The sequence below is a fragment of the Pseudoalteromonas sp. Angola-7 genome (assembly GCF_028599255.1).
GTDB classification, from domain to species: domain Bacteria; phylum Pseudomonadota; class Gammaproteobacteria; order Enterobacterales; family Alteromonadaceae; genus Pseudoalteromonas; species Pseudoalteromonas atlantica.
In genome coordinates this window covers 168,347-189,165 of the sequence record NZ_JAQREL010000002.1, presented here as the reverse complement: position 1 = coordinate 189,165, position 20,819 = coordinate 168,347, and the positions used below count along the sequence as shown (strand labels likewise).

Below are 20,819 nucleotides of genomic sequence, written 5' to 3'. Positions count from 1 at the left end.
ATGGCAAAAGAGATATTATTGGTTGCTGAAGCCGTTTCCAATGAGAAAGCGGTTCCAAAAGAAAAGATTTTTGAAGCGTTAGAGTTCGCTCTAGCAACAGCGACAAAGAAAAAACACGATGGCGAAATTGAAGTACGTGTATCAATCGACCGTAAAACCGGTGATTACGACACGTTCCGTCGTTGGCAGATTGCAGAAGTTCAAGAAGATGGTTCTTTAGAAAACCCTTACAGCGAAATCACATTAGAAGCAGCTCAAGTTGAAGAACCTGACTTGCAACTGGGTGATTATGTTGAAGAACAGATTGAATCTATTAAATTCGACCGCATAACTACACAAATGGCAAAGCAAGTTATTGTACAAAAAGTACGTGAAGCTGAGCGCGCTTTAGTTGTAGAAGCTTATAAAGATCAAGAAGGCGAGCTAGTAACAGGTGTCGTTAAAAAAGCAACACGTGATGCAATCGTACTTGATTTAGGTAACAACGCAGAAGCGGTTATTTACCGTGACGATATGCTGCCACGTGAAAACTTCCGCCCAGGAGATCGTATCCGTGGTCTTCTTTACGAAGTTAAACCTGAAGCACGCGGCGCACAGTTATTTGTAACGCGTTCAAAACCAGAAATGCTGATGGAATTATTCCGCATTGAGGTGCCAGAGATTGGCGAAGAAATGATTGAGCTTCGTGCTGCAGCACGCGATCCGGGTTCACGCGCTAAAATCGCCGTTAAATCTAACGACAAGCGTATTGACCCAGTAGGTGCGTGTGTTGGTATGCGTGGTGCACGTGTTCAAGCTGTATCATCAGAACTTGGTGGCGAGCGTGTTGATATCGTACTTTACGATGACAACCCAGCGCAGTTTGTTATTAACGCAATGGCACCGGCTGAAGTAGCTTCAATCGTAATGGATGAAGACACTCATTCAATGGATATCGCTGTAGAAGCTGATAACCTAGCGCAAGCAATTGGTCGCAATGGTCAAAATGTTCGTTTAGCAAGCCAATTAACTGGCTGGGAACTAAACGTAATGACTGTTGAAGACATGCGCGCTAAAAACGAAGCAGAGTCAGATAAGTTAATTAACTTATTTACTGAAAACTTAGATATTGATGATGAATTTGCATCATTACTTATCAACGAAGGTTTCTCAACACTTGAAGAAGTAGCATATGTGCCTGCTTCTGAGTTTTTAGAAATCGACGGCCTAGATGAAGAAACGGTTGATTTACTGCGCTCACGTGCAAAAGATGCATTAACCACTAAAGCGCTTAAAACGGAAGAAAGCTTAGAAGGTGTAGAGCCTGCAGAAGACTTACTTGCGCTTGAAGGCTTAGAGCGTCATCTAGCATTTGTTATGGCAAGCAAGGGTGTAGTTACACTTGAAGACTTAGCTGAGCAAGGTATTGATGAATTGGTAGATATTACAGAGCTAACACCTGAAAAAGCAGGTGAGCTAATTATGGCTGCACGTAATATTTGTTGGTTCGCAGACGAGTAATTTATTAACGGAGGTATTACACACTATGGCAGAAGTAAATGTTGAAAAACTAGCCGGCGATATAGGTACAACTGTTGATAAATTGCTTCAGCAATTTTCACAAGCGGGTATCACTAAAAAAGCAGGTGATAATGTAACTGAAGCTGAAAAAGCACAGTTACTTGATCACTTAAGCAAATCGCACGGTGGTACTGGTTCAGATGGCCCAGCACGTATGACTTTACAACGTAAGAGCAAAAGCACATTAAGTGTAACGGGCTCTACGGGTAAGGCAAAAGCTGTTCAAGTTGAAGTTCGCAAAACACGTACTTACGTGAAAAAGAGCGCAATGGAGCAAGAGCAAGAACAGCAACGTCTAGCCGCTGAAGAAAAAGCGCGTATCGAAGAGCAGCAAAAAGCTGCACAAGAAGCCGCTGAATTAAAAGCGAAACAAGAGGCAGAACGTAAAGCAAAAGAAGACGCTGATCGTAAAGCCAAAGAAGAAGCTAAACGCAAAGCAGATGCAGAGCGTAAAGCTAAACAACAGCAGATGACCCCAGAGCAAAGTGCTAAGTCTGAGAAAGATCGCATCGAAGCTGAGCGTCTGCAGAAAGAAGCAGAAGAGGCCGCATTGAAGAAAGCTGAAGAAGAAGCGAAACGTCAAGCAGAAGAGGCAAGAAAGCTAGCTGAAGAAAATGAAGCTCGCTGGAAAAAAGAAGAAGAAGAACGTAAGAAACGCGAAGAAACCGCGGATCACCATCTTACGACTTCTACTTATGCACGTGAGGCAGAAGATGTTGCCGATGCACGTGATGAGCAAGGTTCACGCCGCGCGAAGAAAAAGAAAAAAGCCCCAGCAAAAGATAAATTTGCAGGCGCTAAAGGCCGTAAAGGCAAGCTAAAAGCACCTACATCGTTGCAACATGGTTTCCAAAAACCAACTGCCGATGTTAAAAATGAAGTGCGTATTAGCGAAACAATTACAGTAGCTGAGCTTGCATCACGCATGGCTGTTAAAGGCGCTGAAGTTGTTAAAACAATGATGAAAATGGGTGACATGGTTACCATTAACCAAGTGATTGACCAAGAAACAGCACAACTTGTTGCTGAAGAAATGGGTCACAAAGTTATCATCGTTAAAGAAAACGAATTAGAGCAAACAGTACTAAATGACCGTCATGAAGATGGTAAGTCTGAGCCGCGTGCGCCAGTAGTAACTGTAATGGGTCACGTTGACCATGGTAAAACATCAACGCTTGATTACATTCGTTCAGCTAAAGTTGCATCAGGCGAAGCCGGTGGTATTACACAGCACATTGGTGCATACCACGTTGAAACTAACGGCAACATGATCACTTTCTTAGATACACCAGGTCACGCCGCGTTTACATCAATGCGTGCACGTGGTGCTAAAGCGACAGATATCGTAATCCTAGTGGTTGCAGCAGACGATGGTGTAATGCCACAAACTAAAGAAGCGGTACAGCATGCTCGCGCAGCTGGTGTTCCTTTAATTATTGCTGTAAACAAAATGGATAAAGAAGGCGCAGATCCAGATCGCGTTAAAAACGAGCTAGCTCAGCTAGACGTTATTCCTGAAGATTGGGGCGGCGATACGCAGTACGTTCATATCTCAGCTAAAACAGGCTTAGGTATTGATGACTTACTTGAAGCTGTTCTTATGCAATCTGAGCTTTTAGAGCTTCGTGCTCCATCAGAAGGCATGGCAGCAGGTGTTGTAATTGAATCTCGTCTTGATAAAGGACGTGGTCCGGTTGCTTCTATCTTAGTTCAATCAGGTACCCTTAACCAAGGTGATATCGTACTGTGTGGTCTTGAATACGGCCGTGTTCGTGCAATGAAAGACGAAAACGGTAAAGACATTAAATCAGCAGGTCCTTCTATTCCAGTTGAAATTTTAGGTCTCTCTGGTATTCCGGCTGCAGGTGATGAAGCGACTGTTGTTAAAGATGAGCGTAAAGCGCGTGAAGTTGCTTTATACCGTCAAGGTAAATTCCGCGACGTTAAATTGGCTCGTCAGCAAAAAGCGAAGCTTGAAAACATGTTTACTAACATGGCTGAAGGCGATGTATCAGAAGTTAACGTGGTACTTAAAGCAGACGTTCAAGGTTCAATCGAAGCAATTTCAGACTCACTAACTAAGCTTTCTACTGATGAAGTAAAAGTGAAGATTGTTGGTTCTGGCGTAGGTGGTATCACCGAAACTGATGCAACACTTGCTGCTGCATCTAACGCAATCGTAGTTGGCTTCAACGTTCGTGCCGATGCATCTGCACGTAAAGTGATTGATACTGAAAACTTAGACCTTCGCTACTACAGCGTAATCTATGCGCTAATCGAAGAAGTTAAGCAAGCCATGTCTGGTATGCTTGCTCCTGAGTTTAAGCAAGAGATTATTGGTCTTGCTGAAGTACGTGACGTGTTTAAGTCTCCAAAAATTGGCGCAATTGCTGGTTGTATGGTTACTGAAGGTACTATTAAACGCAGCGCACCAATTCGTGTACTACGTGATAACGTGGTTATTTACGAAGGTGAGCTTGAGTCACTACGTCGCTTTAAAGATGACGTTCAGGATGTTCGTAACGGCATGGAATGTGGTATCGGCGTTAAGAACTACAACGATGTTCGCGTTGGTGACCAAATCGAAGTATTCGAAACAGTTGAAGTACAACGTACACTTTAATTGCTCGTAAACTAAGATTGTAAATGGGGGCTTTGCCCCCATTTCTGTATCCATTATTTAATTAACTTATTATTTTAATTCAGTAAGTTATGATTTTAGGAAAACAATCATGAGAGAATTTTCTCGCACTGATCGTGTTGCTCAGCAAATTCAAAAAGAAATTGCTGTAATTTTACAACGCGAAATTAAAGATCCGCGCTTAGGCATGGTGACAGTGTCTGCGGTAGAAGTATCGCGCGATTTATCTTACGCAAAAGTTTTTATTACGGTGTTTAATACCGAAGATGAAAACAAAGCAAAAGAAAGCGCAAAAATACTTAACGAAGCAACGGGCTATATCCGCTCGTTACTGGGTAAGCGTATTCGTGCTCGTATAATGCCTGAGCTTAAATTTGTAGTAGATAACTCACTAATGGAAGGGATGCGTATCTCTAACTTAGTGGACTCGGTTATTCGCGAAGATAACGCTAAACATGTTGATGATGAAACTGATAGCGAAGAAGGCACTAAAGACTAATGGCAAGACGCAGTAAAGGCCGTCCGATTGATGGTATTTTGTTGTTAAACAAACCTCAAGGCATTTCATCGAACAAAGCCCTACAGCAAGCTAAAGGTATTTATTTTGCCCAAAAAGCTGGCCATACCGGTGCGCTAGACCCACTGGCCACTGGCATGCTGCCTATTTGCTTTGGTGAAGCGACCAAGTTTACCCAATTTTTGCTCGATACAGATAAAACCTATGTGGTAAGAGCAAAGCTAGGTGAGCGCACAACTACCTCTGATTCAGATGGCGAAGTGGTTGAAACCCGTGATGTAAACGTTACCACTGAACAGTTAGCTGCAGAAATTGAAAAGTTTTTAGGCGAGTCAGATCAGTATCCATCAATGTACTCAGCGCTTAAATATGAAGGTAAGCCTTTATATAAATACGCGCGTGAAGGCATTGAAGTACCGCGTAAATGCCGAAAAATAAACGTGTTTAGCTTAACGCTTGATGAGTTTGATGAAGCAAATAACGAAGTACAAATGACCGCCCATGTATCTAAAGGGACGTACATTCGTACCATTGTTGATGATTTAGGCGAAAACCTAGGCTGTGGCGCACATGTTATTATGCTGCATCGCTCAGCGGTTGGCCATTACCCTAAAGATAAAATGGTATCGCTTGAGCACCTTGAAACCTTATTAGCCAAGGCTAAAGAAGAAGAGGTGGCCCCTTCTACGTACCTTGATGAATTACTATTGCCAATGGATAGTGCATTGGTTGATTTACCCGTTGTAGAAATTAGCAAAGAGCAGGGTGTTTCGTTTAGCCATGGCCAAGCAGTAGTACTAGGCACTGATTTACCCGAAGGGGCAATTAAAGTTCTTGCTGATGGTGTATTTATTGGCACCGGTGAGCGCAACCCTGACGGGCATTTAAAATCAAAGCGTGGCTTGTCTAATCAGCAACCCGAGTAAACTTTAACTTGTAGTTATTCCCATAGTTGGTAGAATACGCCCGCTTAATCGTTTTGGCTGAATTAGTGATCGGCTAAAGCACCTATTAAATTTAACTTTTGGAGTTATTATGTCACTAAGCAATCAAGAAAAAATCGATATCATTGCTAAATTTGCACGTGCTGAAGGCGACACTGGTTCACCTGAAGTACAAGTAGCTTTACTTACTTTTGATATCAACAAGCTTCAAGGTCACTTTGCTGACCACAAGCATGACTTCCACTCACGTCGTGGTCTGCTTCGTAAAGTAAGTACTCGCCGTAAATTGCTTGATTACCTTAAAGGTAAAGATATCTCGCGTTATACTGCGTTAATCCAAGAGCTTGGCCTACGTCGCTAAGTACTTGATTACGAGAAAAGGAGCTTTATAGCTCCTTTTTTTGTGCCTAAATTTAACGCTTCACACCCCATCGTTAATTTAACCTCCCTTTAATATAAATAACACCAACCTTGTGCTAGCACTTAACAATTAAGGGTAGGCAACGCTTGCAACAACTGCGTTAAAATTATCTTTAAGAACAATTTAATAGCGAATTATTCACCTAGCTATCTAAAGGTTTTTCATAGCTAAAAATTACACGCTTAATTAAACGCTTTGCGATAAAACAATTAAAAAATAATGTGGCAAAAGCGATTACGTTTTATCTTTGGGTAGGCTCGCAATTTTACGTCGCTTTGGTATATACTATGCGCGTAGATAAATAGGTTATCTGCAGTCATTAAAAATTTTGCCAATTGTAGTACTTAATTGATTTCCAACTGAATACAATTATGTACTGTAATTGGCCCTTTTAATGACACTTATTAATGAAATATAAAAACATTTAAGGAATATTTTAAGTGCAAGCAATTATTAAAGAATTTCAACTAGGTCAACACACAGTTACCCTAGAAACAGGTGCAATCGCACGTCAAGCAGACGGCGCAGTATTAGCAAGCATCGGCGACACGTCAGTATTAGTTACTGTCGTTGGTAAGCGTGAAGCTCAACCTGGTCAAGACTTTTTCCCACTAACAGTTAACTACCAAGAGCGTATGTACGCTGCGGGTCGTATCCCTGGTGGTTTCTTAAAGCGTGAAGGTCGTCCTAACGATGGCGAAACACTTATTGCACGTCTTATTGACCGTCCAATTCGTCCACTTTTCCCAAATGGTTTCGTAAACGAAGTACAAGTTATTGCAACCGTTGTATCTGTAAACCCTGAAATCCAACCAGATATGGTTGCGATGATTGGTACATCAGCAGCACTTGCTATCTCTGGTATCCCATTTAGCGGCCCAATTGGTGCGTCACGCGTTGGTTACATCAACGGTGAGTACGTACTTAACCCAACACTAAAAGAGCTTGAAGAAAGCCAACTTGATTTAGTAGTTGCAGGTACTGATAACGCAGTACTAATGGTTGAATCAGAAGCTGACGTACTAGCTGAAGACGTAATGCTAGGTGCGGTTGTATACGGCCATGAGCAATCTCAAGCTATTATCAACGCAATTAACGAATTTAAAGCAGAAGCGGGCAAGCCTACATGGGATTGGTCTGCACCTGAGAAAAACGTATCGCTTGAAGAAAAAGTAGCTGAACTTGCTGCTGATAAAGTAGGTGAAGCTTACCGTATTACCGATAAAGTAGCGCGTAAAGAAGCATTAACTGCAGCAAAAGACGCTGTAATTGAAGCGCTTACAAGCGAGCTTGCTGAAGATGAAACACTTGATAAGCAAGAAGTAGGTAAAGTATTTGGTTCTTTAGAGAAGAAAATTGTACGTGGCCGCATCACTGCTGGTGAAAAACGTATCGATGGTCGCGAACCAGACATGATCCGTGCACTAGACGTAATGACAGGCGTATTACCACGTACTCACGGCTCTGCAATCTTTACTCGTGGTGAAACTCAAGCATTAGTTACAGCTACACTTGGTACAGAACGTGATTCACAGTTAATCGATGATTTAACGGGTACTCACAAAAACCACTTTATGCTTAACTACAACTTCCCTCCATTCTGTGTAGGTGAAACTGGTTTTGTAGGTTCTCCTAAGCGTCGTGAAATTGGTCACGGTAACCTAGCTAAGCGTGGTATTTCTGCTGTAATGCCTACACTTACTGAGTTCCCTTACTCAATTCGTGTTGTATCTGAAATCACTGAATCTAATGGTTCGTCTTCAATGGCATCTGTTTGTGGTACGTCACTAGCACTTATGAACGCGGGTGTACCAATTAAAGCATCTGTTGCGGGTATCGCGATGGGTCTTGTGAAAGAAGATGAGAAGTTTGTTGTTCTTTCAGATATCTTAGGTGATGAAGATCACTTAGGTGACATGGACTTTAAAGTAGCAGGTACTACTAACGGTATCACTGCACTACAAATGGATATCAAGATTGAAGGTATCACACAAGAAATCATGCAAATTGCGCTTAAACAAGCAAAAGCTGCACGTTTACACATTTTAGGTGTGATGGATGAAGCGATTTCTGCTCCTTCTGAAGAATTATCAATGTTTGCTCCTCGCATCTACACTATGCAAATTCCTGCTAAGAAGATTGCTGAAGTAATTGGTAAAGGTGGCGCTACAATCCGTCAACTTACTGAAGAGACTGGCACAACAATTGAAATTGAAGACGACGGTACAATTAAGATTGCTGCAACAGACGGTGAAAGCGCGCAAAACGCAATTACACGTATTGAGCAATTAACAGCAGAACTAGAAGTAGGTACTATCTACACTGGTAAAGTTGTACGTATTGTTGACTTTGGTGCGTTTGTAAACATTCTTCCTGGTAAAGATGGCCTAGTGCATATTTCTCAAATCAGCACAGAGCGTGTTAACAACGTAACTGACCACTTAAGTGAAGGTCAAGAAGTTAAAGTTAAAGTACTAGAAGTAGACCGCCAAGGCCGTGTACGTCTAAGCATTAAAGAAGCAATGGAATCAGCAGCACCTGCAGCTGATGAGTCGAAAGACGCATAATTGCTAAACTTTAACCCGTTAATATACGCGGGATAATAAAAAAGGGGCTGTTTAGCCCCTTTTTTTATGCTTTAATGAAACCTTATTAGACAAGGTCTGTCTTATTTTTATTGCGATATATCTTGGTATTAAGGATTTTAATGATACTCAAACATTTAGCTTTGGCATCTTTTGCTATTTTGTCTTTAAGCGCTTGCCAAACCACGACTGAATCAAAACCTACGCCGATTGTTAATGTGCCTTTTACTGCACCCCTTGCATCTGACTTTAGAAGTGAAATTGCGATTGCACGTTACTCTGAGCTATTAAATCGAGCCGATTTAAGTACCGAGCAACAAGCTAAGCTTTATTATGACCGTGGGGTATTATTTGATAGCTTAGGAATGACCACGTTATCGCGCATTGATTTTAACCGCGCTATAAAACTAAAGCCTGATTTAGCTGAGGTGTATAACTTTTTAGGTATTCAGCACACGTTAATGCAGCAATACGAAAAAGCGTATGAGTTTTTTGACTCAGCCCTTGAGCTTAATGAAGAGCATGAATACGCTTATTTAAACCGTGGCATTGCACTGTATTATGGTGAAAGAGCAAATCTAGCGCAAAGTGACTTTGATGAGTTTTTAGCACGTTCACCAAACGATCCTTACCGTGTTTTATGGCTTTACCTTGCACAGTCGCAAGAGGATAAACAACAAGCATTAGCGGCTCTTAAAACAAATGCTGCAGCCCTTGATGAATCGCAATGGGCGTATCAGCTAATTTCGCTTTACACCGGCGATATGAGTGAGCATACGTTTTTATCGGGTATTAGCGAGGGCGTTAAGTCAGAGCAAGAATACGCACAGCGCTTGTGCGAGGCGTACTTTTATTTAGCCAAAATGCATCAAGCAGCCGGTGAGCAGTTTTTAGCTGCTGATTACTTTAGGTTGGCATTATCCACTAATGTGCATGAGTTTATTGAATACAAATATGCACGTTTAGAGCTTGAGCTTATGGCTGGTGCAGACGCTAGTTAAATCCCCGTGTTATCTGATTGGTTTGCTATTTAGCCTGTTTATTGCAGGCTCTAGCAATCAGTTAAGCAGCATTAGCTTTTGGCATGTACTTCACGCTCAGGCTAATCCGCTGCAAAGTTATTGGCAATTTCCCCGTTACTTTTCAAATAATATTGCGCATCTTCCCGAGCTGACATTAGGCTTTTTAGCGCGTAAAAATATCCCATCAGCCCAGTACAATTATTCTTTAAAACTGATTAATGCAAGCAAAAACGAACAAGCAAAGTTATTTTGGCTACAAAGTATTGAGCATGTTGGGCATAACAAGCGCCAACAACTCGCGCATGCTCTTTTAAAGCAAGGTCGCTGGAATGACCTTCAACTATTGTTAACCCAAAACTTACTGCCTAAAGGCGCGGCATTTAACCATTTAGCGCTGCACAAAGGGAGTGACTATGAGCAAGTTTTGCCTTCCTTTTTACATCAACTTGGTTTTGCAGCGTTAAATACACGCCCGCCGATTAACAATAGCTGTAGTTACAATGTGCTGCTATTAGGTGTAAATAGAGAAGCCTTGTTTAAGTTATCGAGTTTTGCCGCGCAGTATAATAAAAAACCTGAGCCGCAAAGCAGGGCGTATTGTTTAAGTAAACCGGTTTACGCTGGGGGCGCAATTGACTGTGCTAACACCTCGGGCATGGCTAATTGCCTATGGCAAAACGCGCACTTAAAAGCGCAGTTTACTAACGGCTATGACTACACTGTAATTATGGGTACGAGCGGCAGCGCCAATGTAACAGGTAAAAAAATGCAGCTAAGTACCCAAGCAAACTATAATGTATTTTTGCATGAGCTAATGCACTTTAGTGGTTTTGAAGATGAATATACGCTGCCTATTTCTAAACAGCGCTGGTTGTGTAAACGCCAAGGATACGTGGCCCCAAATTTATATATTTCGCAAGGTGAGGCTGCGCCAAATGGATGGCACAAAAGCTTAAGTTGCCAGCAAGGCGGCGTGGCATATAAGCCAGCTAAGCAATGGTCAATTATGCAGTATCAACAACTAGGTTTATCAAAGCGGTACAGGGCTTTGTGGGTTGATCAAATCAATGCTGCTAAAACCGCTCAGCTTGATTAAATTTAAATCGATTAGGCTTGCTATCTATAGACAAAATGGCCGTTTATAAGTATAACTGTACGTATTAATGTCGTTTAAAAACAGACAGTAAAAGCATCTTTTCGTGATGTATAAAACGTAAGGATAAACTTATGATTATAAAAGGCCCTACATTATGACTTTGCTCTGGATACCTTTGTTATCCTTAATTGGCAGTGTTATTTCTTCATGCACCGGCAAACTATCCCGTACGCAAGCTGCAGCTGTCACTGTACTTGCCCCTTTAGCAGCATTAGGTATTACGCTATACCACACCCCCGCTATTTTAGCAGGTGAAACGATTCGTTATGCTGTAACGTGGATCCCCGCTGTTGGACTGGACTTATCATTTCGTCTTGATGGCTTGAGCTTACTCTTTATGTTTATGATTTTAGGCATAGGCATACTGGTAATTACCTACGCACGTTATTATCTGAGTAAAAACGACTCCTTAGCTAAGCTGTATAGTTACTTATTGCTGTTTATGACCGCAATGCTGGGCATTGTTATGTCTAACAATGTTATTCAGCTTTGGCTGTTTTGGGAATTGACCAGCATTAGCTCGTTTTTATTAATTAGCTATTGGTGGCATAAAACAGAAGCACGAAAGGGCGCTCGCATGGCGCTAGCTGTTACCGGTGCCGGTGGCTTAGCATTGCTGGCAGGTTTAATGTTAGTGGCCGATATAGTTGGCAGTTACGACCTAGATGTAATTTTAGCTAGCAAGGCAATTGTTCAATCACATGATTTATACGAAACAGCACTGGTATTAGTTTTGCTAGGTGCATTTACTAAATCGGCGCAGTTTCCGTTCCATTTTTGGCTACCTCACGCTATGGCAGCCCCAACCCCTGTTAGCGCGTATTTACACTCTGCGACTATGGTAAAAGCAGGTATATTTTTATTAGCGCGTTTTCACCCAGTACTTTCAGGTACAGATACTTGGTTTTTACTGGTTGGTTTAACCGGTTTAACAACGCTTTTATTTGGCGCTTATATCGCCTTATTTAAACACGATTTAAAGGGCCTGTTAGCGTACTCAACCATTAGTCATTTAGGGTTAATTACCCTGTTATTGGGCCTAGATACTGAGCTCTCTACTGTGGCGGCAATATTCCATATTATTAATCATGCCACGTTTAAAGCCTCGCTATTTATGGCAGCAGGTATAATTGACCATGAAACCGGCACTCGTGATATGCGTAAGCTTAATGGTATGTGGCGGTATTTACCGTATACGGCCACACTTGCCATGGTTGCGGCTGCTTCAATGGCGGGTGTGCCATTGCTTAACGGCTTTTTATCTAAAGAAATGTTTTTTGCCGAAACCTTACATCAGCAAGTGCTTGGCTCTATGTCGTGGTTAATCCCTGTGTTAGCCACTATTGCAGGGGCGTTATCGGTGGCTTATTCGTCGCGTTTTATTCACGATGTATTTTTTAATGGCGAACCAATTGATTTACCACGCCAGCCGCATGAGGCTCCGCGCTACATGCGACTACCCATTGAAGTACTGGTTGTGCTGTGTGTGCTAGTTGGTTTGTTCCCGCATTTTTCAGTCGATGGCATTTTATCTGCTGCGTCTTTGGCTGTACTTGGTCAAAAGGTACCAGAGTACGAACTGGCTATATGGCATGGTTTTAACTTACCGCTATTAATGAGCGCCATGGCGGTAGTGGGTGGTTTGTTTATTTATATAAATCGTAAATACCTATTTCAATTTCAAGCATCATTACCGCCACTTAATGCTAAAAAAACCTTTGAGCTAATTGTGCTTAAAGTTATTAATTGGTGCCAAAGCAGGGTAAACACTATCGAAAACGGCTCATTACAACGCTACATTTTTGTAATGCTGGCGGTGGTATTGTTATGTGCCGGTTGGCCATTATTTGAAATGCAACAATTAGCGGGCAGTATGCCGCGTATTCCGGTTGATGTGCATAACGCAATAGGTGCAGGCCTACTGATTATAGGTGCTTTTGCTACCGTTATTTGGCATCGCTCACGCGTAGTTGCGTTACTAATGATTTCTATTGTAGGACTCATGGTGTCGGTGGCGTTTACGCGTTTTTCTGCGCCCGACTTAGCGCTTACGCAATTAACGGTAGAAGTAGCAACCGTTATTTTATTAATGTTGGCATTGTTTTTCTTACCACAACATACGCCTAAAGAGTCTAGCTCGTTACGAGTACTCAGGGATTTAGGGATAGCCTCAACATTAGGTGTTGTGGTGGCAAGTATATGTTATGCATTACTTACACGCCCACTCGAATCGATATCAGATTTTTTCATAGCCAATGCCAAAACAGGAGGTGGCGGTACCAATGTAGTAAACGTTATTTTGGTTGATTTTAGGGGCTTTGACACCCTAGGCGAAATAACCGTATTGGGTATTGCAGCGTTGGGTATATTTAAAGTGCTTTCTCGTATTCCATTGTTCATGCCAGCAAGTGATGGTGAAGGGCGCCCATGGGCTCGCGAGCGCCACCCTATACTACTTGCCAGTATTTCGCATAGCTTATTACCGCTTGCATTATTAGTATCGGCTTATATTTTCTTACGTGGTCATAACTTACCTGGCGGCGGCTTTATTGCAGGTTTAGTAACATCAATTGCCTTTATATTGCAGTATATGGCTCATGGCTCAGCTTGGATAAGCGAGCGCTTTGCAGTCAACTACCGTAAAATTATTGCATCAGGTATCGGTATTGCCTTGTTTACTGGAGTCGGTAGCTGGTTCTTTGAACGGCCGTTTTTAACTACGTGGTTTGATTATTTCGATATCCCATTTATTGGCAAAACAGAACTTGCAAGCGCAATTGTGTTTGATTTAGGCGTTTATTTAACAGTGGTTGGAGCCACGTTAATGATATTAGCAAGCCTTGGCAACATGACAGCAGATACCCAGAAAAAAGAGGTAAATATTTAATGGAGCTATTGTACGCATCTTGCGTTGGTGTATTAGTTAGTTGTGGTGTGTTTTTACTGCTAAGAGCCCGTACGTTTCCGGTAGTGCTTGGCCTTACTATGATTTCCTATGCCGTTAACTTATTTTTGTTTTCTGCGGGTCGCTTAACCATAAATAAAGCGGTTGTGCTTGGTACAGGGGCTGAATATGCCGACCCTTTACCTCAAGCACTAGTACTTACTGCAATAGTGATAGGGTTTGCAATGACTGCGTTTGTGGTTATTTTAGCTATACGTGGTAGAGCCGATTTAGGGAGCGATCATGTTGATGGGCAAATCATCAAAAGTGCAGCCGATAGCAAGGAGCAAAAATGATTCAACATTTAACCTCTTTGCCTATTTTATTACCTATGTTGGCAGCGGTAATATTGCTTTTGCCTCCCTGTGGTAAAAGTTTACGTATTCGCCGTATTGCCTCATCAATTATGGCGATGATCACATTTGTTGTTAGTGCATTGCTGTTAATCCATATATGTAACAGTGGTATCAATGTATACGCTATTGGTAATTGGTCTGCTCCTTTTGGCATAGTGCTTGTTGCCGATATGCTTTCTACTTTATTGGTTGCACTTACATCCTTTTTAGGAATGGGAGTCATTTTATATGGCTGTGCCGGCGATGATGCAAAAGGAAACTTTTTTCATCCATTAGTTCATTTTTTAATATTAGGTGTTAATGGGGCATTTTTAACGGGTGACTTATTTAATGTATTTGTATTTTTTGAGGTGTTGTTGATTGCCTCATACTCACTACTTATGCATGCCGGAGATAAACAAAATACCCGTGCAGCGCTCCAATACGTCATATTAAATTTGGTTGGCTCGAGCGTATTTTTAATTGGTTTAGGTATTTTATACGGCGTACTGGGTACATTAAACATCGCTGATATGACGCAAAAAGTAGCCCTGTTAACGGGCGATGATGTCTATTTGGCGAAGGCCGGCGGCTTACTGCTGTTAGTTGTATTTGCTTTAAAAGCCGCATTGCTCCCTTTGCACTTGTGGCTACCTAATACTTATGCCAGTGCAAAGCCTGTGGTTGCCGCTTTATTTGCTATTATGACCAAGGTGGGTGTATACGCCATGCTGCGCGTTTATACCGTTATTTTTGGTGAGCAAGCCGGTGAGCTTGAACATATGGCGCAATCGTGGTTATGGGGCTTAGCCATTGCTACTATAGTGGTTGGTGCAATTGGCGTAATGGCTGCGCAAGATTTACGTAAGTTAACGGCAAATTTAGTTGTTGTATCAGTGGGCACGTTAGTCGCTCTAATTGCACTGCAAAACGTAACTGCAACAGCTGCACTGCTTTATTATTTAGTGCACTCCACATTAGTCAGCGCTGCACTATTTTTATTAGCTGATTTAATTGCCACACAAAGGGGCAAAGTAGGGGATAGACTGGTTGCCGGACGAGCCGTAAACCAACCTTACTTATTGGGAGCATGCTTTGTAATTGCTGCATTAACCGTAGTAGGTATGCCGCCGCTATCGGGGTTTGTTGGAAAAGTTTGGATCCTCAAAACAACCTTAAATAGCGAGCAAGCCTTACTATTTTGGCCTGTCTATTTAATTGCTAGTTTTGTTTTATTAGTTGCACTTTCTCGTGCTGGTACAAGTATGTTTTGGGAAAGAAAAGGCAATAAAACAGAAAGCGCCGAGGGTGATAATGCTCACCCATTACAGGTGATGATAATTGTAGGGCTACTTGCGTGCTCACCTTTGTTAGTTGTTTTTGGCGGACCAATAAGTGAATACATGGTTAGTGCTGCTACGCAATTGCATGACATAAGTGGTGGCATTAATGCAGTTATGAAGGGAGGTGAGTAATGAGGTTACAAGCCCGTTATCGTTGGTTGCCAACGCCGTTTCGTAGTTTGTTTTTATTTTTAATTTGGTTGTTGCTTAATAATAGTGTATCCGCAGGGCATATAGTATTAGCTACGTTTTTTGCGATATTTATTCCGCTATTAAGTGTTTCATTACGTGACCCGCAACCTTTAATACTAAAACCAGGTTTGGCACTAAAACAATTACTCATTGTACTTTACGATATAGTGGTTGCTAATTTACAGGTAGCCTTATTAATCGTTGGCCCAGCTAAAAAGTTACGCCCTGCTTTTGTTAAAGTGCCTATAGATTTAATACACGATATGCCCATTACAATTCTTGCCAGTTGTGTATCTCTTACACCTGGTACAGTAAGTGCCGAGGTATATCCTATTCCTGAGTCACTAGATGAAGGCGAAAAGCCTAAACAGCGCTATTTACTTATACATGTGCTTGATTTAAAAGATGAAGAGGCACTTATTAAACAAATTAAACAGCGCTACGAAGCTCCCCTAAAGGAGATATTTCAATGTTAGATACTGTATTACTTATTGTATTTGCCATGATTGGTTTATCGTTACTGTTAAACCTATGGCGATTAATTATTGGCCCCTCAGTGCCTGATAGAGTTTTAGCCCTAGATACTATGTACATTAATGTTATCGCGTTAATTATTTTATACAGTATTAGTATGGGCACTGGTTTGTACTTTGAAGCCGCGTTATTAATCGCGATGCTTGGCTTTATAAGTACTGTTGCAGTGTGTAAGTATTTACTACGCGGCGACTTAATTGAATAGGATATTATAATGATAAGCGAGTGGGTTGTATCAATATTACTACTTTTTGGTGGGCTATTTATTTTAATAGGGTCGCTGGGCTTAATTAAATTACCTGATTTTTACATGCGCTTGCACGGCCCTACTAAAGCAACAACACTGGGTATGGCCAGCATATTAATTGCTGCAATGGTGTTTTTTGCAACGTCGGTGCACACCATAAGCGTAAAAGAGATTTTAATTACCGTGTTTTTATTAATCACTGCCCCTATTAGTGGGTATATGTTAATAAAATCAGCGATTCATCATAAGCTTAAAGCAAAAGAAGGCACAAAAGGGCTCGATAACGTAGAAGACGATTAGCCCCTGTGCACCGATAAAAAGGCCAAATAAACATGTTTTATTTGGCCTTTTTAGTATGGGTTTACACATTTACAAACTATTTTATACCCGTTCGCATAATTAAGTAATTTATTCTGAGGCTGGTAAAACGTGTTGATAATTTAGTAAAAAAATTAGCTATTTAGTTGTTCTGAATGAGAATTTTTTAACGTAAGTAACGGCACGTTTAGTCCCGTAAAATGAGTAAGTATTATTGCGGATTGATATTAATCATGTGAGTATGGTCTTACTTTTTATATTTAAGGATATGACAATGGCTAAGGCACTATTACTTTCGTTACTTATATTTTCTGGCAGCGTATTGGCTGACGAGGCAACTAAGCAGCAAAAAATAGATGAGCTGATAAACGTGATGAACATGGATGCTATGGTTGATTCTATGTACGGGCAAGTTGAAGGCATGATGAAAAACATGTCTGCACAAATGGGTGTTAAGCCCTCTGAGCAAGCTATTTTTGATAAATACTATGCAGATATGACCAACGTACTTAAAACCGAAATGAGCTGGAAAAAAATGCAGCCGATGATGGTTAACGTTTACGACAAACATTTTAACGAGCAAGAAATTGCCGACATGTTGGCGTTTTATAAAACTGAAACAGGGCAAAAAATTCTCCAAAAAATGCCCGTAGTAATGCAAGAGTCTATGCAAATGTCGCAAAGCTTAGTGCAAGATGCAATGCCAAAAATTCAGCAAATAGCCGGTGAACTAAGTGAAGAGCTAAAAGCCTCTCGCCAACAAGAAAATTAATCTCTCTGCCTCTTTTTAAGCGCGCTCATTAGCGCGCTTTTATTTTATCAGCTCCAGTAAATTTAAATTATGCTTTAATGCTCTCCTCTATTGACCTGTGTGTCACACATAGGTTTACAATTGAGCTCTAAAATCTAAGGGGGCTAAATTATGTATGTTAAGCAATTAGCGACGTTAATGGGTGTAACGCCTGATACAGTTCGTCATTACACACGAATAGGCCTTTTAACGCCCATACGTAGCCAAAGTAATGGTTATCAACAATATACAAAAGCAGACCGCCAACGTTTACAGTTTATTATAAGCGCCCGAAAGCTCGGGTTTTCCCTAAAAGATATACAGCATATCATTGGCGAGTCAGAACAAGGGCATTGCCCATGCCCACTTACACGGCAAATTATTGCAAAACGTTTAGAAGAAACCGAAGCCTTGTTTCAAGAAACCCTTAAATTACGAGTGCGTATGCAAGCGGCGTTAAAGCAGTGGGAAACATCGGCAGATGGCGCTGTTGCAAGTGATGTGTGTAGCTTAATAGAGACGTTTGTTGACCCACTTGTTGAGCCAAACAAAAGCGGAGATGTGCAATGAGTAGCAGTAAAACAACAGAGCAAAACTTTATTATTGAAGGTGCTAATTGTGGCAGTTGTGTAGCCAAAATAGAAAAAGCCCTCAATAGTGTGCAAGGCGCAAACAATGTCGAAATGAACTTTGCAGATCGCACGGTACGAGTAGAGGGCAGCGCGCAGCAAAGCACATTAATTAGCGCCGTTGAAAATATAGGTTACGGCGCAAAACCTATGGATAACACATCAGAGCAAGATGCGCTTGATGAAAAAGCCAAGTCAGACGAGGCACATTACAAAAAGCTAATGCGCAACATGATGCTGGCTTTAGGTGTGGGCGTACCGCTTATGATTTATGGGCTTATTTTTGATATGAGCGTAACAACCACTAACCAGCGAATTGCATGGGGTGTGGTCGGTATTATCACGTTTGTCGTTATGGCTGTAGCAGGTAAGCAATTTTATAAAGGTGCTTGGCAGTCATTTAAAAATCATGGGGCTAACATGGATACGCTTATTGCTTTGGGAACGGGCACTGCGTGGTTATATTCAATGTTTGTTGTACTTGCGCCTAGCTTACTACCTGAGGTTGCAAGGCACGTTTATTTTGAAGCTTCTTCAATGATAATCGGGTTAATTAGTTTAGGCTTGGCTTTTGAAGTGAAAGCGCGTGGGCGTACTTCGCAGGCTATTAAGCGTTTAATTGGCTTACAGGCAAAAACAGCCCGTGTAATACGCGATGGCGCAGAGCAAGATATAGACATTAGTGATGTGCAAAAGGGCGACCATGTAAGGGTACGCCCAGGCGAAAAAATCCCGGTAGATGGTGATGTGCTCGAAGGTAGCAGCAGATTAGATGAATCTATGCTCACGGGTGAGCCTATGCCAGTGAGTAAACAAGCTGGCGATAAAGTGGTTGCTGGCAGCATTAATAAAAGTGGTACATTATTATTTGAAGCCACACATATAGGGCAAGAAACAACCCTTGCCAATATCATTAATATGGTAAAACGCGCGCAAAACTCTAAGCCTTCAATAGGGCGATTAGCCGATGTTATATCGGGCATTTTTGTGCCCACAGTAATGATAATTGCGATACTAGCAGCCCTTGCATGGTTGAATTTTGGCCCAGCCCCTTCAATTGCTTATGCAGTGGTAGCGTTAACCACCGTGCTGATTATTGCATGCCCGTGTGCGCTGGGTTTAGCAACGCCTATGTCGGTAATGGTGGGGATAGGTAAAGCCGCCGAGTTTGGCATATTAATTCGCAATGGCGAGTCACTGCAAACGACCTCTAAAATTACTACCATGATTTTAGATAAAACCGGCACCATCACCCAAGGTGCACCACAGGTAACAGATGTTGTAACGTTTAATAACGCAGATGAAAATAACGTAATGCAATTAGTTGCAAGCCTCGAGAGTAGCTCTGAGCACCCACTTGCGGAGGCGATTACACAGTACGCTAAAAAACAAAGCGTAACCTTGAGTAAAGTTACCGACTTTGATGCGATTACCGGTAAAGGTGTAAGTGGAACGGTGAATGAGCAAACACTGTTATTTGGCAATAAAGCGCTTATGGATAAATACGAGATTGCAGTCGATAACGCCACAGAGCAAGCGCACACCTTTGCAAATGATGCAAAAACCCCGATGTACTTTGCCTGTAATAACCAACTTATGGCCTTAATTGCGGTGGCGGACCCGCTAAAAGAAGACTCAGTACAGGCAATCAAGCGCCTGCAAAATGAAGGTATTCATCTAGTAATGCTCACTGGCGATAATAAAGCGACCGCACACGCTGTGGCTAAAAAAGTCGGTATTGATGATTTTATCGCAGAAGTGTTGCCAGAGGATAAAGTAAACGAAGTCACTAAACGTCAGCAGCAAGGCGAAATTGTAGGTATGACGGGTGATGGGATCAATGATGCCCCCGCGCTTGCTAAAGCAGATGTCGGTTTTGCAATTGGCACAGGTACAGATGTAGCCATAGAAAGCGCCGATATTACCTTAATGCGTGGCTCGCTGCATGGCCTTGCCGATGCTATTGCCATTAGCAGCGCAACAATTAAAAACATTAAACAAAACTTGTTTGGTGCCTTTATTTATAATGTTGCGGGCATTCCTATTGCAGCCGGTGTGCTGTATCCGTTTATTGGTGTACTGCTAAACCCAGTAGTGGCGGGCGCAGCTATGGCGCTTTCATCACTGACAGTAGTCACCAATGCTAATCGCTTACGTTTTTATAAACCCAATAAGCGCTAAGGAGTCGATAATGTTTATGATAAATTTACTTGGTGCAGTATTAATAGTGGCCATTATTTATTGGTTTTGGCTTTATAAGCCAAAGCAAATACACAGTAATGATAATACGCAAACTATAGTGGTAGATAACGGCGTTTATCAACCAAGTCATATAAAGGTGGCGGCCAATAAAAAAGTAACACTTACATTTGATAGAAAAGACAGTGCACCGTGCGCCGAAACTATGGTGTTCCCGCAGCTTGATGTAAGTGAAAGCCTTGCAATGGGAGATAATACAATCACTTTGCCTGCACTTAAAGCAGGTGAGTACAACTTTCATTGCCAAATGAAAATGTATAAAGGTAAGTTAATCGCTGAGTAACCAGTGAGTTGATGAAGTAACATTAATACGGCCTAACTTTAGGTTGAGCTAAACAACGGGTTATGTCGTATTAGTGTTAATTAAGCACACTAGATTATT

Annotated in this window: 18 protein-coding genes; all 18 read left to right on the top strand. The window is 41.7% G+C overall.

Features of this window, described 5'->3' with window-relative positions:
- Nucleotides 1-1,500: a transcription termination factor NusA gene (gene nusA, locus PSH50_RS03445; protein WP_248451041.1), complete on the top strand. Its 1,500-nt coding sequence runs from the start codon at nt 1-3 to the stop codon at nt 1,498-1,500.
- A 25-nt stretch (nt 1,501-1,525) separates the two neighbouring features.
- Nucleotides 1,526-4,183: a translation initiation factor IF-2 gene (gene infB / locus PSH50_RS03440; RefSeq protein WP_004585885.1), complete on the top strand. Its 2,658-nt coding sequence runs from the start codon at nt 1,526-1,528 to the stop codon at nt 4,181-4,183.
- Between the two features lie 109 nt (nt 4,184-4,292).
- Entirely contained in the window at nt 4,293-4,700 is a 408-nt protein-coding gene (gene rbfA / locus PSH50_RS03435; RefSeq protein WP_004585886.1) for a 30S ribosome-binding factor RbfA, read from the top strand.
- A complete protein-coding gene (gene truB / locus PSH50_RS03430) occupies nt 4,700-5,644 on the top strand; it encodes a tRNA pseudouridine(55) synthase TruB (protein ID WP_054982205.1) in 945 nt (314 codons plus the stop codon). The genes rbfA and truB overlap by 1 nt, the downstream gene beginning before the upstream one ends.
- Nucleotides 5,645-5,753: 109 nt before the next feature.
- Nucleotides 5,754-6,023 (top strand): 30S ribosomal protein S15, encoded by a 270-nt coding sequence (gene rpsO, locus PSH50_RS03425; protein ID WP_004585888.1) that lies wholly within the window; start codon nt 5,754-5,756, stop codon nt 6,021-6,023.
- Between the two features lie 500 nt (nt 6,024-6,523).
- Nucleotides 6,524-8,650, top strand: a complete 2,127-nt coding sequence (gene pnp / locus PSH50_RS03420) for a polyribonucleotide nucleotidyltransferase (RefSeq protein WP_004585889.1) — start codon at nt 6,524-6,526, stop codon at nt 8,648-8,650.
- A gap of 140 nt (nt 8,651-8,790) precedes the next feature.
- A complete protein-coding gene (gene nlpI / locus PSH50_RS03415; RefSeq protein ID WP_029773956.1) occupies nt 8,791-9,669 on the top strand; it encodes a lipoprotein NlpI in 879 nt (292 codons plus the stop codon).
- On the top strand, nt 9,653-10,786 hold the full coding sequence (locus PSH50_RS03410; protein ID WP_273609265.1) for a hypothetical protein: 1,134 nt from the start codon (nt 9,653-9,655) through the stop codon (nt 10,784-10,786). The genes nlpI and PSH50_RS03410 overlap by 17 nt, the downstream gene beginning before the upstream one ends.
- A 154-nt stretch (nt 10,787-10,940) precedes the next feature.
- Nucleotides 10,941-13,733 carry a monovalent cation/H+ antiporter subunit A gene (locus PSH50_RS03405; RefSeq protein WP_024033786.1) on the top strand — a complete coding sequence of 931 codons (2,793 nt, stop codon included), beginning with the start codon at nt 10,941-10,943 and terminating at the stop codon, nt 13,731-13,733.
- Nucleotides 13,733-14,086: a Na+/H+ antiporter subunit C gene (locus PSH50_RS03400; RefSeq protein WP_004585893.1), complete on the top strand. Its 354-nt coding sequence runs from the start codon at nt 13,733-13,735 to the stop codon at nt 14,084-14,086. The genes PSH50_RS03405 and PSH50_RS03400 overlap by 1 nt, the downstream gene beginning before the upstream one ends.
- Nucleotides 14,083-15,600: a monovalent cation/H+ antiporter subunit D gene (locus PSH50_RS03395; RefSeq protein ID WP_273609264.1), complete on the top strand. Its 1,518-nt coding sequence runs from the start codon at nt 14,083-14,085 to the stop codon at nt 15,598-15,600. The genes PSH50_RS03400 and PSH50_RS03395 overlap by 4 nt, the downstream gene beginning before the upstream one ends.
- Entirely contained in the window at nt 15,600-16,136 is a 537-nt protein-coding gene (locus tag PSH50_RS03390; protein WP_055253050.1) for a Na+/H+ antiporter subunit E, read from the top strand. The genes PSH50_RS03395 and PSH50_RS03390 overlap by 1 nt, the downstream gene beginning before the upstream one ends.
- Nucleotides 16,130-16,399, top strand: coding sequence for a K+/H+ antiporter subunit F (locus tag PSH50_RS03385; RefSeq protein ID WP_004585896.1), 270 nt, complete (start codon nt 16,130-16,132; stop codon nt 16,397-16,399). Before PSH50_RS03390 ends, PSH50_RS03385 begins: the two co-directional genes overlap by 7 nt.
- A gap of 9 nt (nt 16,400-16,408) precedes the next feature.
- Nucleotides 16,409-16,741 carry a Na+/H+ antiporter subunit G gene (locus PSH50_RS03380; RefSeq protein WP_004585897.1) on the top strand — a complete coding sequence of 111 codons (333 nt, stop codon included), beginning with the start codon at nt 16,409-16,411 and terminating at the stop codon, nt 16,739-16,741.
- A gap of 292 nt (nt 16,742-17,033) precedes the next feature.
- Entirely contained in the window at nt 17,034-17,531 is a 498-nt protein-coding gene (locus tag PSH50_RS03375; protein ID WP_054982209.1) for a DUF2059 domain-containing protein, read from the top strand.
- 150 nt (nt 17,532-17,681) lie between these two features.
- Nucleotides 17,682-18,119, top strand: a complete 438-nt coding sequence (locus PSH50_RS03370) for a MerR family transcriptional regulator (RefSeq protein ID WP_004585899.1) — start codon at nt 17,682-17,684, stop codon at nt 18,117-18,119.
- Complete coding sequence (locus tag PSH50_RS03365) at nt 18,116-20,359, top strand: heavy metal translocating P-type ATPase (protein WP_273609263.1); 2,244 nt, start codon at nt 18,116-18,118, stop codon at nt 20,357-20,359. Before PSH50_RS03370 ends, PSH50_RS03365 begins: the two co-directional genes overlap by 4 nt.
- Nucleotides 20,360-20,369: 10 nt before the next feature.
- Entirely contained in the window at nt 20,370-20,720 is a 351-nt protein-coding gene (locus tag PSH50_RS03360) for a cupredoxin domain-containing protein (protein WP_273609262.1), read from the top strand.
- Nucleotides 20,721-20,819: the final 99 nt, after the last annotated feature.

Excerpts from the sequence above, each read along its gene's own strand:
- nusA (WP_248451041.1), top strand. The coding sequence starts at position 1 with ATGGCAAAAGAGATATTATTGGTTGCTGAAGCCGTTTCCAATGAGAAA.
- infB (WP_004585885.1), top strand. The coding sequence starts at position 1,526 with ATGGCAGAAGTAAATGTTGAAAAACTAGCCGGCGATATAGGTACAACT.
- rbfA (WP_004585886.1), top strand. The coding sequence starts at position 4,293 with ATGAGAGAATTTTCTCGCACTGATCGTGTTGCTCAGCAAATTCAAAAA.
- truB (WP_054982205.1), top strand. The coding sequence starts at position 4,700 with ATGGCAAGACGCAGTAAAGGCCGTCCGATTGATGGTATTTTGTTGTTA.
- rpsO (WP_004585888.1), top strand. The coding sequence starts at position 5,754 with ATGTCACTAAGCAATCAAGAAAAAATCGATATCATTGCTAAATTTGCA.
- nlpI (WP_029773956.1), top strand. The coding sequence starts at position 8,791 with ATGATACTCAAACATTTAGCTTTGGCATCTTTTGCTATTTTGTCTTTA.
- PSH50_RS03405 (WP_024033786.1), top strand. The coding sequence starts at position 10,941 with ATGACTTTGCTCTGGATACCTTTGTTATCCTTAATTGGCAGTGTTATT.
- PSH50_RS03400 (WP_004585893.1), top strand. The coding sequence starts at position 13,733 with ATGGAGCTATTGTACGCATCTTGCGTTGGTGTATTAGTTAGTTGTGGT.
- PSH50_RS03395 (WP_273609264.1), top strand. The coding sequence starts at position 14,083 with ATGATTCAACATTTAACCTCTTTGCCTATTTTATTACCTATGTTGGCA.
- PSH50_RS03390 (WP_055253050.1), top strand. The coding sequence starts at position 15,600 with ATGAGGTTACAAGCCCGTTATCGTTGGTTGCCAACGCCGTTTCGTAGT.
- PSH50_RS03385 (WP_004585896.1), top strand. The coding sequence starts at position 16,130 with ATGTTAGATACTGTATTACTTATTGTATTTGCCATGATTGGTTTATCG.
- PSH50_RS03380 (WP_004585897.1), top strand. The coding sequence starts at position 16,409 with ATGATAAGCGAGTGGGTTGTATCAATATTACTACTTTTTGGTGGGCTA.
- PSH50_RS03375 (WP_054982209.1), top strand. The coding sequence starts at position 17,034 with ATGGCTAAGGCACTATTACTTTCGTTACTTATATTTTCTGGCAGCGTA.
- PSH50_RS03370 (WP_004585899.1), top strand. The coding sequence starts at position 17,682 with ATGTATGTTAAGCAATTAGCGACGTTAATGGGTGTAACGCCTGATACA.
- PSH50_RS03365 (WP_273609263.1), top strand. The coding sequence starts at position 18,116 with ATGAGTAGCAGTAAAACAACAGAGCAAAACTTTATTATTGAAGGTGCT.
- PSH50_RS03360 (WP_273609262.1), top strand. The coding sequence starts at position 20,370 with ATGTTTATGATAAATTTACTTGGTGCAGTATTAATAGTGGCCATTATT.